The sequence below is a fragment of the Streptomyces sp. NPDC007929 genome, from assembly GCF_042959065.1.
GTDB lineage: Bacteria > Actinomycetota > Actinomycetes > Streptomycetales > Streptomycetaceae > Streptomyces.
On record NZ_JBIBKD010000001.1, the window covers coordinates 987,806 to 1,001,148 of the forward strand.

The following is a 13,343-nucleotide window of genomic DNA, read 5'->3' on the forward strand; positions in this document are numbered from 1 at the left end:
CTAACGTGAAGGCGACCGCTCGTCCGGAGGCGAGCCGAGACGTGCCCCATTGTCCGGCGGACAACCCTGACCTGGACGACCTGGTCGACGCACTCACCGCGCCGCGCCCGGCGCTCGACCCTACGGTGGCACCATGAACGACCCCGAGAAGAACAAGGCCGCGGCCCAGGCCTTCTACGACCTGATGTTCAACCAGTGCCGCCCGGCGGAGGCCATCGACCGGTTCGCCGGGGACACCTACATCCAGCACAACCCGCACGTCGCCGACGGCAAGCAGGCGTTCATCGACTACTTCGAACGCATGGCCGCCGAATATCCCGGCAAGCGGGTCGAGTTCAAGCGGGCCTTCGCCGACGGCGACCACGTCGTCCTGCACTGCCACCAGATCTGGCCCGACGAGGAGTACGCGGGCATCGACATCTTCCGCTTCGACGCGTTCGGCAAGATCGTCGAACACTGGGACGTCCTCCAGGTCATCCCGCCCACGTCCAAGAACGACAACACCATGTTCTGAGCCCACCCCCGTACGACGTCGTCACAATCCCGCGATCCGATTCCACCGCTGGGCGAACTCCGTCCGCTCGTCCGAGCCGATGTCCCGCGCAATGGCCAGCCGGCTGCGCATCTCCCGGTCGGGGAAGATCAACGGGTTCTCGGCGAGGGCGGCACTCTCCTCGTCCTTGGCGGATGCCAGGACGTCGCGGGCGGCCGGGACCGGGCAGACGTAGTTGACCCAGGTGGCCAGCTCGGCGGCGACCTCCGGGTCGTAGTAGTAGTCGATGAGCCGTTCCGCGTTCGCCTTGTGGCGGGCGAGGTTGGGAATCATCAGCGACTCGGCCCACAGCTCGGCGCCCTCGTCGGGGACGACGAACTCGATGTCCGGGTCGTCGGCCTGGAGCTGGATCACATCACCCGAGTACGCCTGACAGGCCAGGACGTCACCGCTGGACAGGTCCTTGATGTAGTCGTTGCCCGTGAAGCGCCGGATCTGCCCTCGCTTCACCTGCTTCTCGACCTGGTCACAGACGGTGTGGAAGTCGTCGGCCGTCCACCGGGTGATATCGACGCCGTTGCCCTGCATCAGCAGCGCGAACGCCTCGTCCAGACCGGACAGCAGCGTGACCCGGCCCTTCAGGTCGCTCGCCCACAGGTCCGAGACCTGCCGTATCTCCCGGCCGGTCCTGCGCCGGTTGTAGGCGATGCCGGTGATCCCCGACTGCCACGGCACCGTGCAAGTGCGGCCGGTGTCGAACGCGGGCGAGCGCAACTGCGGGTCGAGATACCGGGTCACGTTCGGCTGCCGGGCCCGGTCCATCTCCTGCACCCAGCCGAGCCGCACGAACCGCGCGCTCATCCAGTCGCTGATGACGATCAGATCGCGGCCGGTGGGCTGATGGTTCATCAGTGATGGACTGATCTTACCGAAGAACTCGTCGTTGTCGTTGATCTCCTCGACATACTCCACCGAGATCCCCGTGCGTTTCTCGAAGGCCTCCAGCGTGGGCCGCCGCGAGGGACGCTCGTCATCGGTGTCGATGTACAGGGGCCAGTTGGCCCAGTTCAGCCGCCGCTCGGTGGCGGACCGATCGACGGCGGCACGGTCGCCGGGCCGCACATACGCGGCCGGGACACCACACCCCGCGAGTCCGCCGAGCGCCGCACCGGAACCCAACGCGCGCAGCAGAGTACGTCGGGAGAGCGGAGGGATCGTCTTCTGGGGCATGGGGGCAGCATCCCGCGTCCGTTCACAGCCGAACAATTGACACGGCGTCGAGAAGCCGAGCAGGTGTACCCGACATCTTGTCGATCTCCCCAGGGGCCAATGCGACGGCGCGCCCACGAGTGTTCCTCACACCCGATCCTTGATGGGTACGGCGCAATGTCTGGTTGGCCATCTGGACCTCGGACGCGGTGCCGGGGGTGCGGTCCCAGACGCGCGGCCACAGCGCGCGCCGCGACCGGGTCGTCCCCCAGGATCTGTGCGTCGTCGTCGCCGAACGACTCCATGACCAAGGCGATCCCCTTGACGTCGACGGTGGTCATCGGGTCACCGGGAGACGTCGTAGATCAGGTGCGTGGCGGTCGACGTCGCGACCACGCTCCGCCGCACCAGCGTGCGCGGCGACGCTCCACCGGTGAACAAGGGCGTCCCGGCACCCAGCACCACGGGCGCGAGGTGCAGGGACAGCACGTCGACCAGCCCGGCCTCCAAGGCCGAGCCGACCGTGGCACCGCCGCCCATGAGGACCACGTCCAGGTCCTTGCCACCGGCCGACGACGCCGCCTCGGCCCGCTCGCGCGCTGCGGCGACGGCGTCGGCCAGACCGGTGGTGACGAACGTCCAGTCGAGGCCGGTGAGCCGTACCGACTTCGGTGGTGTGCTCGTCACGACGACGAACGGCGGCTTGCCGACCTCACCGGCGCCGTAGCCCGTGGTGTCGTCCCAGCCCTTCGGGCCGTCGACGACGTCGAAGAGGCGGCGGCCGAGGACGACGGCGCCTGAGCGGACGGTCGCCTCGCGCAGGATTCGCCGGTCGTCGGGGTCGTCGGAGAACGCCCAGGTGTGCAGGGTCTCGCCGCCCGTGCCCATGCCGTTGTCCGGGCCGGGGTCGGGTCCGGTGACGAAGCCGTCGAGAGAGACCGAGATGTCAGCGATGATTCGAGTCATGCCAGGGTAGACCCGGCACACCGTCCGAACTCATCGCTCACGGAGCGGGTACGCGCCCGGCTCCACACGCGCCGGCGTTCGCGCTGGTGAGCGACGAGCAGCGATCCACGATCCGCGAACAGTGACCAGTGGGCGAGTGATCAGTGCGCCGTGAAGCCACCGTCAGCGCCGCCCCCCTGGGCCTGAGCTTCCTCGTAGCGGCCGCCTCCGCTCGCCTCACTGCCGCTGCGGACGTCCTCGACTGGCGCCGGGTCTACAGTCCGCTCCGCTCGCAGGCACCCCGCTGGAGGTGCTGGACCGCTCACAAGGCGGCTCCAGACGAAACTGCCGGCCCGAAACCGAGTGGAGATCGCGGCCTGGGTCTGGCGCAGCCGCCACGCACAGCCCGGCGGCTGAGTGCCCGGCGTACGGGCCGCGCAGCCGGAACTCAGTTCGGCCGCTCGTACTCGTCGATGGTGCCGTCCCCGTCGTCGTCGTACGTGTAGTCGTACGCGTCGCCGTAGCTGTGCCGGTAGCGCATGCAGGTGCCCTGGGCGCGCAGTTCGGGCTCGTGGTCGTAGTAGCCGAGATGGAAGGTGACCCGGATGCCGTCGTCGAGGGTGGTGGCGATGCCGTTGTCGACCTTCTCGACGGTACGGCCCTCCGCGCGCCACGTGGCCCGCAGGGACGCCAGCGCCGCGCGGAAGTCGGCGTCGCTCGTGAAGTCCAGGTCCCAGGTGTAGGTGGGCTCGCCCCGGGTGACACCGGTCTCGTCGAAGCCGAAGTCGTCCACGCACGAGGAGCTGCCCTCCCGGGAGGCATACGGCTCCTCGGCCGGCGCCGGGGACAGCGCGCGGTAGACGTCCTCGCCGGCCCGGGTGGTGGCCCGGACATGGTCCCGGAACTCGTCGGTGCTGTGCACGGGCCCGCCCTGTATCGCCTCGCACCCCTTGGCCGTCAGCCCGAAAAGCGCCACCAGGCCGACACCGAGCACAGGGACCACGATCTTCGACTTCATGCCGTCGATCAAAGCCGTTTGGTCGGGCCGCCCGGCAGCGCCCTGCTACTCAACCGGCCTGAGCAGCGGCACTCAGACGCAGTGGCCGCAGAACCCAGAACGCGGGCGCGCGGGCGGCGTTGCCGGGAAGAATGGCCGCCATGACGTACGAAGGCTCCTCCATCGACCCGGCCAAGCCCAGCATCGCCCGCGTCTACGACTACCTGCTGGGCGGCAAGGACAACTACGCCGTGGACCGTGAGATCGGCGATGTGTTCAAGCGCGACCTGCCCGGTTCGGTGGCCATCGCCTTCGCCAACCGCGCCGCCCTGACCCGGGCGGTCGGCCAGATCGCCGAGACGACCGGCATCCGGCAGTTCATCGACCTGGGCAGCGGCCTGCCGACCGCCGACAACGTCCACCAGGTCGCGCAACGGCACGCTCCCGAATCCCGGGTCGCTTACGTCGACACCGACGTCCAAGTGCTGGTCCACGGTCGCGCGTTGCTGGAGGACAACGACCGGACCCGCGTCATCGGGGTCGACGTGCGCGACCCCCAAGGCATCCGCGATCACCCCGCCACGCTCGAACTCATCGACTTCACCCGTCCCGTCGCGGTCATCCTCAGCGCCATCCTGCACCACGTCAACGACGACGAGGACCCGGCCGGCATCGTCCGCTACTGGCGCGATCACGTCCCCGGCGGAAGCCACTTCTTCGTCAGCCACTTCCGCTCCGGCAACAACCCGGAGACCAGGGAGGCCGAGAAGGTCCTCCAGCAGACGTTCGGCCGCGGCCGGTGGCGCACCGACGCGGAGATCGCCGCCCTGCTGGACGGCCTGGAGATCCTCGACCCCGGGATCGTCCCCGCGCCCCTGTGGCGCCCCGAGGAGACCGACAACCCTTGGCAGAACGGCGGCGGAGGACGAGAGCTCACCGTCTGGGAACACCTCATCGCCGCCGGACTGGCCCGGAAGGCCTAGAAGCGCCGGCGGCGAGTGGCTCTCCGGCGTGATCGTCGCGCCCGGTCCGGTGAGTGTCGCGCCGGTCCGGTGAGCGTCGCGCCGGTCCGGTTCCGGTCGACCCCTTGACCCCCGGTGTCCTCCTCACCGATGCTCGGTTGCGTATAGCGGTGCGTGTATCTGATGAGGCAACTCATGAAACGGCGCACCCGCGCGAGTTTCCCGTCTGAGGAGCAGCTCATGGCTCACGAGGTACGTGCCGTCGTCGCCCGGAAGAAGGGCGCCCCGGTTTCCGTCGAGACGATCGTCGTTCCCGATCCCGGTCCGGGTGAGGCGCTGGTCAAGGTCGAGGCGTGCGGCGTCTGCCACACCGACCTCCACTACCGCGAGGGCGGGATCAACGACGAGTTCCCCTTCCTTCTGGGGCACGAGGCGGCCGGCCGCGTGGAGGCGGTGGGGGAGGGGGTCACCGGCGTCGAGCCCGGCGACTTCGTCATCCTCAACTGGCGTGCCGTGTGCGGTCAGTGCCGTGCGTGCAGCAAGGGCAAGCCCTGGTACTGCTTCGCCACCCACAACGCGACGCAGCCGATGACGCTGCTCGACGGCACCCCGCTCTCGCCCGCCCTGGGCATCGGCGCCTTCGCGGAGAAGACACTGGTCGCCGCCGGGCAGTGCACCAAGGTGGACCCGGCCGCCCCGGCGGCCGCGGCCGGGCTGCTCGGATGCGGTGTCATGGCCGGCTTCGGCGCCGCCGTCAACACCGGCGCCGTCGGGCGCGGGGACTCCGTCGCCGTCATCGGCTGCGGCGGTGTCGGCATGGCCGCCGTCGCGGGCGCCCGGCTCGCCGGCGCGTCCAAGGTCATCGCGGTCGACATCGACCAGCGCAAGCTGGAGCGTGCCCTGACCATGGGTGCCACCCACACCGTGGACGGCACCGAGGGCGACGTGGTGGAGGCGGTGCGCGAACTCACCGGCGGCTTCGGCGCGGACGTCGTCGTCGAGGCCGTCGGCCGCCCGGAGACGTACCGGCAGGCCTTCTACGCCCGGGACCTGGCCGGCACGGTCGTGCTGGTGGGTGTGCCCACCCCGGAGATGAAGGTGGAACTGCCCCTGCTGGACGTCTTCGGCCGCGGCGGCTCGCTGAAGTCCAGCTGGTACGGCGACTGCCTGCCCTCGCGCGACTTCCCCGCCCTCATCGACCTCTACCTGGGCGGCAGGTTCGACCTGGACGCGTTCGTCACCGAGACCATCGGCCTCGGGGACGTGGAGGAGGCCTTCGAGAAGATGCACGGCGGCGACGTCCTGCGCTCCGTGGTGGTGCTGTGATGGCCGGCGTGCCCCGCATCGAACACCTCGTCACCAGTGGGACGTTCAGTCTCGACGGCGGCACCTGGGACGTCGACAACAACGTCTGGATCGTCGGAGACGACGACGAGGTGGTCGTCATCGACGCGGCTCACGAATCGGACGCCATCCTGGAGGCCGTCGGGGACCGACGTCTGTCGGCCGTCGTGTGCACCCATGCCCACGACGACCATGTGCGCGCCGCACCGGACGTCGCCCTCGCCACCGGCGCGCGCGTCCTGCTGCACCCCGACGACCAGGTGCTGTGGAAGATGGTGCATCCGAACCGGCGCCCCGACGGCCCCCTCGCCGACGGCGACGAACTCGTCGTGGCGGGCATCGGGCTGCGCGTCCTGCACACGCCCGGCCACGCGCCCGGGGCCGTGTGTCTGTACGCCCCCGACCTCGGGGCACTGTTCAGCGGCGACACACTGTTCGCGGGAGGACCCGGTGCGACCGGGCGTTCGTACAGCGACTTCGGCACGATCATCTCCTCGATCGGCGACCGCCTGCTGACGCTCCCCGGGGAGACCGTCGTGCACACCGGACACGGTGACACGACCACCATCGAGGCGGAAGCCCCGCACCTGGAGGAGTGGGCCACCCGCGGCTGGTGACACGGCACCCCCGCACCGGCCGGGGTGGCCGAAGCCATCGGTCCGCCAGCTCCGGGCGAGCCCCCTGGGCGCGACCCACCCCGGCCACCACACCCCCCGTCCGGTCCGCCGGCCTCTCGCACCTGCCTTGACAGTGCCGCGCGTCCGTCCTCACACTCGTTGCCCACATCGCGCATTGTTCCTCTATATGCAACGAGGCGACCAGCTCATGACGACTCCCGTGCCTCCCTCCGCCGACCCGCCCCGCGTCGCATGAGCACCGCAGCCCAGTCCGGCCGCATCGCTCCCGCGCTCGGCCCGCGAGGTCTTCCCCGCCCGGACCGGACCCTGGTGATGGGCATCGTGAACGTCACGCCCGACTCGTTCTCCGACGGCGGCCGGTGGTTCGACCCGGACCGGGCCGTCGCGCACGGACTCGCGTTGCTGGAGCAGGGCGCGGACATCCTGGACGTCGGCGGCGAGTCGACCCGTCCCGGCGCCACGCGCCCGGCGGTCGAGGAGGAACTGCGGCGCGTGCTGCCGGTCGTGCGCGCACTCGCCGCGGCGGGCGCGAAGGTCAGTGTCGACACCATGCGGGCCGAGGTCGCCGCCCGCGCCGTCGAGGAAGGTGCGGCTCTGGTCAACGACGTCTCCGGCGGACTGGCCGACCCGGAGATGCTGCCGCTGGTGGCCCGGACCGGTACGCCCTATGTGGTGATGCACTGGCGCGGGCACTCCGACGGCATGCAGGCGCACGCCGTCTACGACGACGTCGTCACCGACGTCGTCGGCGAATTGCGGTCGAGGGTCGAGGCCGCTCTGCGCGCCGGAATCGCCCCGGATCGTCTCATCGTCGACCCCGGACTGGGGTTCGCCAAGCACGCCGAGCACAACTGGCAACTCCTCGGCCGTCTCCGCGAGGTCACCGCCGCCCTCGGCCGCCCGGTTCTGGTGGGCGCGGCGCGCAAGACGTTTCTGGGCCACCTGCTGAGAGACCCGGTGACGGGCCGGCCCCGCCCGGCGCACCTGCGGGACGCCGCCACCTCCGCGGTGTCGGTCCTGGCCGCCGCGCAGGGCGCCTGGTGCGTCCGCGTCCACGACGTCGCCTCGACGGCCGACGCCGTGCGCGTGGCGGCCCGCTGGGGTCTCGAGAACGCCCGCCACGCCGCCGCCGATGCCCCGGTTCTGAGGGGATCCCAGCTCTGACCTGCGTTTCCTATGACGCAGGGCGTCTCGTATGGCGCAACGAAAATTCGAGGGGTCGAGCGGCCCGTGAACTCCTTGACAAGGGTTTGTGGGCGACCCCAAACTGACGTTGCGTTCACCGCAATCCGTTTCGCTATACGCACCGAGGTGTCATGATGATTCCCGCGTGCCGTCTCGTGGATCTGCCCCGAGGCGAGGCCCACAGGCTCGACATCGACCCGCCGATCTCGGTGTTCCACACCGACGACGGCGAACTCTTCGCCATCGACGACACATGCACCCACCAGGACGCGTCGCTCGCCGACGGCTGGCTGGAGGGCTGCGAGGTCGAATGCCCACTGCACGCCTCGAAGTTCAACCTCAAGACCGGAGCCGTCGACGCCCCGCCGGCCAAGCTCCCGGTGCGCACGCACGAGGTCTTCGTCGAGGACGGCATGATCTACGTCCGGCAGTCCACGGCCGCCCCGAACCTCCCTCCCTGCATCGCCGCCCGGCTCGCCGGGGGCGTCGCGTGAGGACGGTGGCCGTGGTGGGCGCGTCGCTGGCCGGTCTGTCAGCGGCGCGCTCCTTGCGCAAGCAGGGCTACGACGGACGGCTGGTCGTCATAGGCGACGAGCTCCACCGCCCGTACGACAGGCCGCCGCTGTCCAAGGAGTTCCTGGCCGGCGGCATCGGCGAAGCCGATCTCGCACTGGAGCCGGACGACGAGGACCTGCGAGCGGAGTGGCTGCTCGGAGCCCGCGCCGCCGGACTCGGCACCAACCCCCGGGCCGTGCGGCTCACCGACGGCCGTGAGGTGAGAGCCGACGGCATCGTCATCGCCACCGGTGCCGCCGCCCGGACCCTGCCCGGCATGGACGGCCTGGCCGGGGTGCACACCCTGCGCACCCTGGACGACGCCCGCGCCCTGCGCGACGAACTGGCCGGGGGCGGGCGCCTGGTCGTGATCGGCGGCGGCTTCATCGGCGCCGAGGTCGCCTCCACCGCCCATGCGCTCGGTGTCGACGTCACCGTCGTGGAGGCCGCGCCCACACCCCTGGCCGGGCCGCTCGGCGCGAGCATGGGAAGCATCGTCTCCGCCCTCCACACCGACCACGGCGTACGCCTGTTGTGCGGCGTGGGCGTCAAGGGGCTGAGCGGCGAGACCCGCGTCGACGCCGTCCTGATGGAGGACGGCCGCAGCATCCCCGCCGACATCGTCGTCGTGGGGGTCGGGGCGCGTCCCTGCGTCGACTGGCTGGAAGGCTCCGGCGTCGAGCTCGACGACGGCGTCAAGTGCGGTGCGGACGGCCGTACCAGCCTGGCCGGGGTGGTCGCGGTCGGCGACTGCGCCTCCTGGTACGACCCGCGGGCGGGCACCCACCGCCGCGTCGAGCACTGGACCGGCGCCCGGGAACGCCCCGACGCGGCCGTGGCCGCCCTGCTGTCCTGGGGCGAGTCCGAACCAGGGGTACCCAGGCCGCCGTACTTCTGGTCCGATCAGTACGGCGTGAAGATCCAGTTCGCGGGCTACGCCTCGCGTGCCGACACCGTGACCATCGAGGAAGGCACCGCGGACGACCGGAACGTCCTGGCCGTCTACCGGCGCGCCGGGCACCCGGTCGCCGTCCTCGGGATGAACCAGCCCCGGCTCTTCATGCGCTGGCGCAAGCAGCTCGCGGCCCACCCGTCCTGAGAAGGACGCATCTCCTTGATCCGACGACGTCCGGTGTAGCTCGTCCCGGCGCGCGCATGCCCGATCCACGACGTTTCCCCGAGGAGTGCCACGTGACCTCGACCGGCCTGCCGGAAAGTCTCATCGCCACCCTGCCCGGAACCGCCTACACGGACCCCGGCATCTTCGCCCGGGAGCAGGAGCACATCTTCGAGGCGATGTGGTTCTGCGCCGTGCGGGCCGCCGACCTCGCCGGTCCCGGGGCCTTCCGGACCGTCCAGATCGGTCGCGAGAGCATCCTCCTCACCCGCGCCCGCGACCAGTCCGTACGCGCCTTCTTCAATGTCTGCCGGCATCGCGGAGCCAAGCTCTGCACGCAGGAGTCCGGCGAGGTGAAGCGGGCTTTCCAATGCCCCTACCACGCCTGGACGTACGACCTGACGGGCAAGCTCGTCGCGGCGCCCAACCTCACCAAAATGCCCGACGTCAGCCGCACCGAGTACGGCCTGGCGAGCGTGGCGACGCGCGAATGGCTCGGCTATGTCTGGGTGTGCCTCGCCGAGAACCCGCCCCCCTTCGACGAGGTCGTGCAGGACGTGGTCGCGCGCCTGGGCGACGTCGACTCCATCGAGCGGTACGACGTCGAGAGCCTGGAGGTCGGCCGGCGGATCGTCTACGACGTCAAGGCCAACTGGAAGCTCATCGTCGAGAACTTCATGGAGTGCTACCACTGCGCGACGATCCACCCCGAACTCACCGAGGTGCTCCCGGAGTTCGCCGACGGCTACGCCGCCCAGTACTACGTGGGACACGGCGCGGAGTTCGGCGCGGACGTCAAGGGCTTCACCGTCGACGGCTCGGAGGGGCTCGACCGGATACCGGGCGTCACCGAGGACCAGGACCGCCGCTACTACGCGATCACCGTCAGACCGCAGGTCTTCATCAATCTCGTCCCCGACCATGTGATCTTCCACCGGATGTATCCGGTCGCCCCGGACCGCACCGTCGTCGAGTGCGACTGGCTCTACCTCAAGCACGTCGTCGACAGTGGCAAGGATGTCAGCCGATCGGTGGAGCTCTTCGACCGGGTCAACCGGCAGGACTTCGACGCCTGCGAGCGCTGCCAGCCCGCGATGAGCTCCCGGCTGTACGCGAAGGGCGGCGTCCTCGTGCCCAGCGAGCACCACATCGGAGAGTTCCACACCTTCGTCCAGGAGCGTCTGAACGCGGGGCGGCGGCAGTAGCGGCGGTTCCCGGCGCGCCGACCGGCCGGGTGACCCGGTGGGATCAGCCCAGATAGCCCATCCGGTGGCTGATCTCGTCCGCGCCCTTGACCAGCACCGGCGCGAGATCGTGGATGCGGTCCTCGGTGAGCCGGTACGCCGGTCCTGAGGCGCTGAGCGCCGCGATGACCTCTCCGTCCCGGTTGCGGACCGGTGCGGCCATGGCGTGCAGCCCTGCCTCGAACTCCTCCAGCGTCCAGGAGTAGCCGCGCTCCAGCGCCTCGGTGAGGTTCTTCTCCAGCTTCGTCTTCGCGGTCAGGGTGCGGGGCGTCATCTTCTTCAGACCCGCGTCCGACAGCAGCGCGGCACGCTCCTTCGCCGGCATGTGGGCCAGCAGGATCTTGCCGCTGGACGTCGCATGCAGGGGCGTCAGCTGGCCGACCCAGTTGAACGCCGTGACGGCGCCCGGACCGCGCACCTGGTACAGATTGATCGCGTACTTCTCCTGCATCACCGCGAGGTTCACGGTCTCGCCGATCTCCTCGGCCAGACGCTCGCAGACCGGGCGGCTCTGCTGGGTGATGTCGATCCGTCCGGTGACCGCGCCGGCGAGACGGACGATGCCGAAACCGAGGCGGTACTTGCCGCGTTCGCCCGCCTGTTCCACCAGGCCGCGCACTTCCAGGGCGCCCAGCAGCCGGAACGCGGTGGACTTGTGGACGTCGATCTCGGCGGCTACCTCGCTGACGCCGGCCTCGCCGCGCCGGGCCAGGATCTCCAGCACGGTGATGGCCCGGTCGACCGACTGCACCCCACCGGTCGGCGCGCTTGTCGTTTCGGTATCTGGATGGTAGTTGCTCACAACGCAACTATACGGGTGATTAACTTAGCCGACAGCGGTGCAGGTCACGGGCCTGGAGCAGAAAATCTGAAGTTGCGTGGTCCGCAACCTGGTGCGCATAGAGATACCGGTACTAGCATGCCGCGCATTCTCTACGGCGCGAGCGAGACGAGGCCTCATGGCTGACTTGCAGTACGACTTCGTCATCGTCGGTGGTGGATCGGCCGGCAGTGCACTGGCCAACCGACTCTCCGCGGATCCCGGCAACCGGGTACTGGTCCTGGAGGCGGGCAGACCCGACTACCCATGGGACGTCTTCATCCACATGCCCGCGGCACTGACCTACCCGATCGGCAGCCGCTTCTACGACTGGAAGTACGAGTCCGAACCCGAGCCTCACATGGGCGGACGGCGCGTCTACCACGCGCGCGGCAAGGTCCTGGGCGGTTCCAGCAGCATCAACGGCATGATCTTCCAGCGCGGCAACCCCATGGACTACGAGCGCTGGGCGGCCGATCCCGGCATGGAGAGCTGGGACTACGCACACTGCCTGCCGTACTTCCGGCGGATGGAGAACTGTCTGGCCGCCGACCCGGACGACGAGTTCCGCGGCCACGACGGCCCCCTCGTCCTTGAACGGGGACCGGGGACCAGCCCGCTCTTCGAGGCCTTCCTCAAGGCCACCGAGGAAGCGGGGCACGCTCCCACCACGGACGTGAACGGCTACCGGCAGGAAGGTTTCGCCAGGTTCGACCGCAATGTCCACCGCGGGCGCCGTCTGTCGGCCGCGAAGGCATACCTCAAGCCCGCGCGGAAGCGGCCCAACCTCACCGTCACCACTCGCGCCCTGGTCACCCGCGTCCTCTTCGAGGGCAAGCGTGCCGTCGGCGTCGAGTACCGGCGCGGTCGCGGCGGAACCCAGCGGGTGCGGGCCGGTGAGGTCATCCTCTGCGGAGGCGCGATCAACTCCCCGCAGCTCCTCCAGCTCTCCGGCATAGGCAACGCCGAGGAACTCGCGGCGCTGGGCGTGGACGTCGTACACGATCTGCCGGGCGTCGGCGAGAACCTCCAGGACCACCTGGAGGTGTACATCCAGTACGCCTGCAAGCAGCCCGTCTCCATGCAGCCGTACCTCGCGAAGTGGCGCGCCCCCTTCATCGGCCTGCAGTGGCTCTTCCGCACGGGCCCGGCCGCGACCAACCACTTCGAGGCGGGCGGCTTCGTCCGCGGCAACGACGACGTGGACTATCCCAATCTGATGTTCCACTTCCTGCCCATCGCGGTCCGCTACGACGGCTCCGTGCCCGCCGGCGGACACGGCTACCAGGTGCACGTCGGACCCATGTACTCCGACGCCATCGGCTCGGTGAAGATCAAGAGCAGGGATCCCTCCGAGCACCCCGCGCTGCGCTTCAACTACCTCTCCACCGAACAGGACCGGCGCGAGTGGGTGGAGGCCGTCAGAGTCGCGCGCAGGCTGCTCAACCAGCCCGCCATGGCCCCCTACAACGCCGGGGAGGTCTCGCCCGGCCCGGCCGTGGAGACCGACGAGGAGATCCTCGCCTGGGTCGCCAAGGACGCCGAGACCGCGCTGCATCCGTCCTGCACCTGCAAGATGGGCACCGACGAGATGTCCGTCGTGAACCCGGCCGACCTGCGTGTGCACGGCGTGCAGGGGCTGCGGGTCGTCGACGCCTCCGTGATGCCGTACATCACCAACGGCAACATCTACGCGCCGGTGATGATGATCGCCGAGAAGGCCGCCGACCTCATCCTCGGCAAGGACCCGCTGCCGCCGTCCGGCGCCGCGTACTACCGGCACCGCGAAGCACCCGCGTAACCCACTCTTCTCAGGCGGTCGACCGGCCCGGAA

13 protein-coding genes are annotated in these 13,343 nt (G+C 69.9%); 9 read left to right on the forward strand and 4 right to left on the reverse strand.

The genetic code is table 11. The features are described 5' to 3' along the window. Positions 1-133 precede the first annotated feature (133 nt). Complete coding sequence (locus ACFZDE_RS04510; RefSeq protein WP_390989951.1) at positions 134-514, forward strand: ester cyclase; 381 nt, start codon at positions 134-136, stop codon at positions 512-514. 21 nt (positions 515-535) lie between these two features. On the opposite strand, the gene ACFZDE_RS04515 is transcribed toward ACFZDE_RS04510, so the two are convergent. The 3 genes from ACFZDE_RS04515 to ACFZDE_RS04525 form a co-directional block, all read right to left on the reverse strand. Further along, complete coding sequence (locus tag ACFZDE_RS04515; RefSeq protein ID WP_391197283.1) at positions 536-1,723, reverse strand: extracellular solute-binding protein; 1,188 nt, start codon at positions 1,721-1,723, stop codon at positions 536-538. A 324-nt stretch (positions 1,724-2,047) separates the two neighbouring features. Further along, on the reverse strand, positions 2,048-2,668 hold the full coding sequence (locus tag ACFZDE_RS04520; RefSeq protein ID WP_391197285.1) for a dihydrofolate reductase family protein: 621 nt from the start codon (positions 2,666-2,668) through the stop codon (positions 2,048-2,050). Between the two features lie 427 nt (positions 2,669-3,095). Beyond that, complete coding sequence (locus ACFZDE_RS04525; RefSeq protein WP_390989939.1) at positions 3,096-3,665, reverse strand: hypothetical protein; 570 nt, start codon at positions 3,663-3,665, stop codon at positions 3,096-3,098. A gap of 131 nt (positions 3,666-3,796) precedes the next feature. Between ACFZDE_RS04525 and ACFZDE_RS04530 the strand changes: the two genes are divergently transcribed. From ACFZDE_RS04530 to ACFZDE_RS04560, 7 genes are all read left to right on the forward strand, one after another. Beyond that, positions 3,797-4,627 (forward strand): SAM-dependent methyltransferase, encoded by an 831-nt coding sequence (locus tag ACFZDE_RS04530; protein WP_391197287.1) that lies wholly within the window; start codon positions 3,797-3,799, stop codon positions 4,625-4,627. A 219-nt stretch (positions 4,628-4,846) separates the two neighbouring features. Next, positions 4,847-5,932: an S-(hydroxymethyl)mycothiol dehydrogenase gene (locus ACFZDE_RS04535; protein WP_390989933.1), complete on the forward strand. Its 1,086-nt coding sequence runs from the start codon at positions 4,847-4,849 to the stop codon at positions 5,930-5,932. Continuing rightward, positions 5,932-6,567 (forward strand): MBL fold metallo-hydrolase, encoded by a 636-nt coding sequence (locus tag ACFZDE_RS04540; protein ID WP_391197290.1) that lies wholly within the window; start codon positions 5,932-5,934, stop codon positions 6,565-6,567. Before ACFZDE_RS04535 ends, ACFZDE_RS04540 begins: the two co-directional genes overlap by 1 nt. Before the next feature lie 252 nt (positions 6,568-6,819). After that, positions 6,820-7,752 (forward strand): dihydropteroate synthase, encoded by a 933-nt coding sequence (folP, locus tag ACFZDE_RS04545; protein ID WP_391197292.1) that lies wholly within the window; start codon positions 6,820-6,822, stop codon positions 7,750-7,752. Between the two features lie 152 nt (positions 7,753-7,904). Next, positions 7,905-8,267 carry a bifunctional 3-phenylpropionate/cinnamic acid dioxygenase ferredoxin subunit gene (locus ACFZDE_RS04550; protein ID WP_390989924.1) on the forward strand — a complete coding sequence of 121 codons (363 nt, stop codon included), beginning with the start codon at positions 7,905-7,907 and terminating at the stop codon, positions 8,265-8,267. Further along, positions 8,264-9,427: an FAD-dependent oxidoreductase gene (locus ACFZDE_RS04555; RefSeq protein WP_390989921.1), complete on the forward strand. Its 1,164-nt coding sequence runs from the start codon at positions 8,264-8,266 to the stop codon at positions 9,425-9,427. Before ACFZDE_RS04550 ends, ACFZDE_RS04555 begins: the two co-directional genes overlap by 4 nt. 92 nt (positions 9,428-9,519) lie before the next feature. Next, positions 9,520-10,650, forward strand: coding sequence for an SRPBCC family protein (locus ACFZDE_RS04560; protein WP_391197295.1), 1,131 nt, complete (start codon positions 9,520-9,522; stop codon positions 10,648-10,650). Between the two features lie 43 nt (positions 10,651-10,693). Here the strand turns inward: ACFZDE_RS04560 and ACFZDE_RS04565 are convergent, their stop codons facing one another. Next, positions 10,694-11,440 (reverse strand): IclR family transcriptional regulator C-terminal domain-containing protein, encoded by a 747-nt coding sequence (locus ACFZDE_RS04565; RefSeq protein ID WP_390992237.1) that lies wholly within the window; start codon positions 11,438-11,440, stop codon positions 10,694-10,696. 208 nt (positions 11,441-11,648) lie between these two features. Here ACFZDE_RS04565 and betA point away from each other — a divergent pair, with 208 nt between their 5' ends. Then, positions 11,649-13,310 carry a choline dehydrogenase gene (gene betA / locus ACFZDE_RS04570; protein WP_391197298.1) on the forward strand — a complete coding sequence of 554 codons (1,662 nt, stop codon included), beginning with the start codon at positions 11,649-11,651 and terminating at the stop codon, positions 13,308-13,310. Positions 13,311-13,343 lie beyond the last annotated feature (33 nt).

Bases quoted from the DNA above. Each gene is read 5' to 3' on its own strand.
- ACFZDE_RS04510 (WP_390989951.1), top strand. From the start codon at position 134: ATGAACGACCCCGAGAAGAACAAGGCCGCGGCCCAGGCCTTCTACGAC.
- ACFZDE_RS04515 (WP_391197283.1), bottom strand. From the start codon at position 1,723: ATGCCCCAGAAGACGATCCCTCCGCTCTCCCGACGTACTCTGCTGCGC.
- ACFZDE_RS04520 (WP_391197285.1), bottom strand. From the start codon at position 2,668: ATGACTCGAATCATCGCTGACATCTCGGTCTCTCTCGACGGCTTCGTC.
- ACFZDE_RS04525 (WP_390989939.1), bottom strand. From the start codon at position 3,665: ATGAAGTCGAAGATCGTGGTCCCTGTGCTCGGTGTCGGCCTGGTGGCG.
- ACFZDE_RS04530 (WP_391197287.1), top strand. From the start codon at position 3,797: ATGGCCGCCATGACGTACGAAGGCTCCTCCATCGACCCGGCCAAGCCC.
- ACFZDE_RS04535 (WP_390989933.1), top strand. From the start codon at position 4,847: ATGGCTCACGAGGTACGTGCCGTCGTCGCCCGGAAGAAGGGCGCCCCG.
- ACFZDE_RS04540 (WP_391197290.1), top strand. From the start codon at position 5,932: ATGGCCGGCGTGCCCCGCATCGAACACCTCGTCACCAGTGGGACGTTC.
- folP (WP_391197292.1), top strand. From the start codon at position 6,820: ATGAGCACCGCAGCCCAGTCCGGCCGCATCGCTCCCGCGCTCGGCCCG.
- ACFZDE_RS04550 (WP_390989924.1), top strand. From the start codon at position 7,905: ATGATGATTCCCGCGTGCCGTCTCGTGGATCTGCCCCGAGGCGAGGCC.
- betA (WP_391197298.1), top strand. From the start codon at position 11,649: ATGGCTGACTTGCAGTACGACTTCGTCATCGTCGGTGGTGGATCGGCC.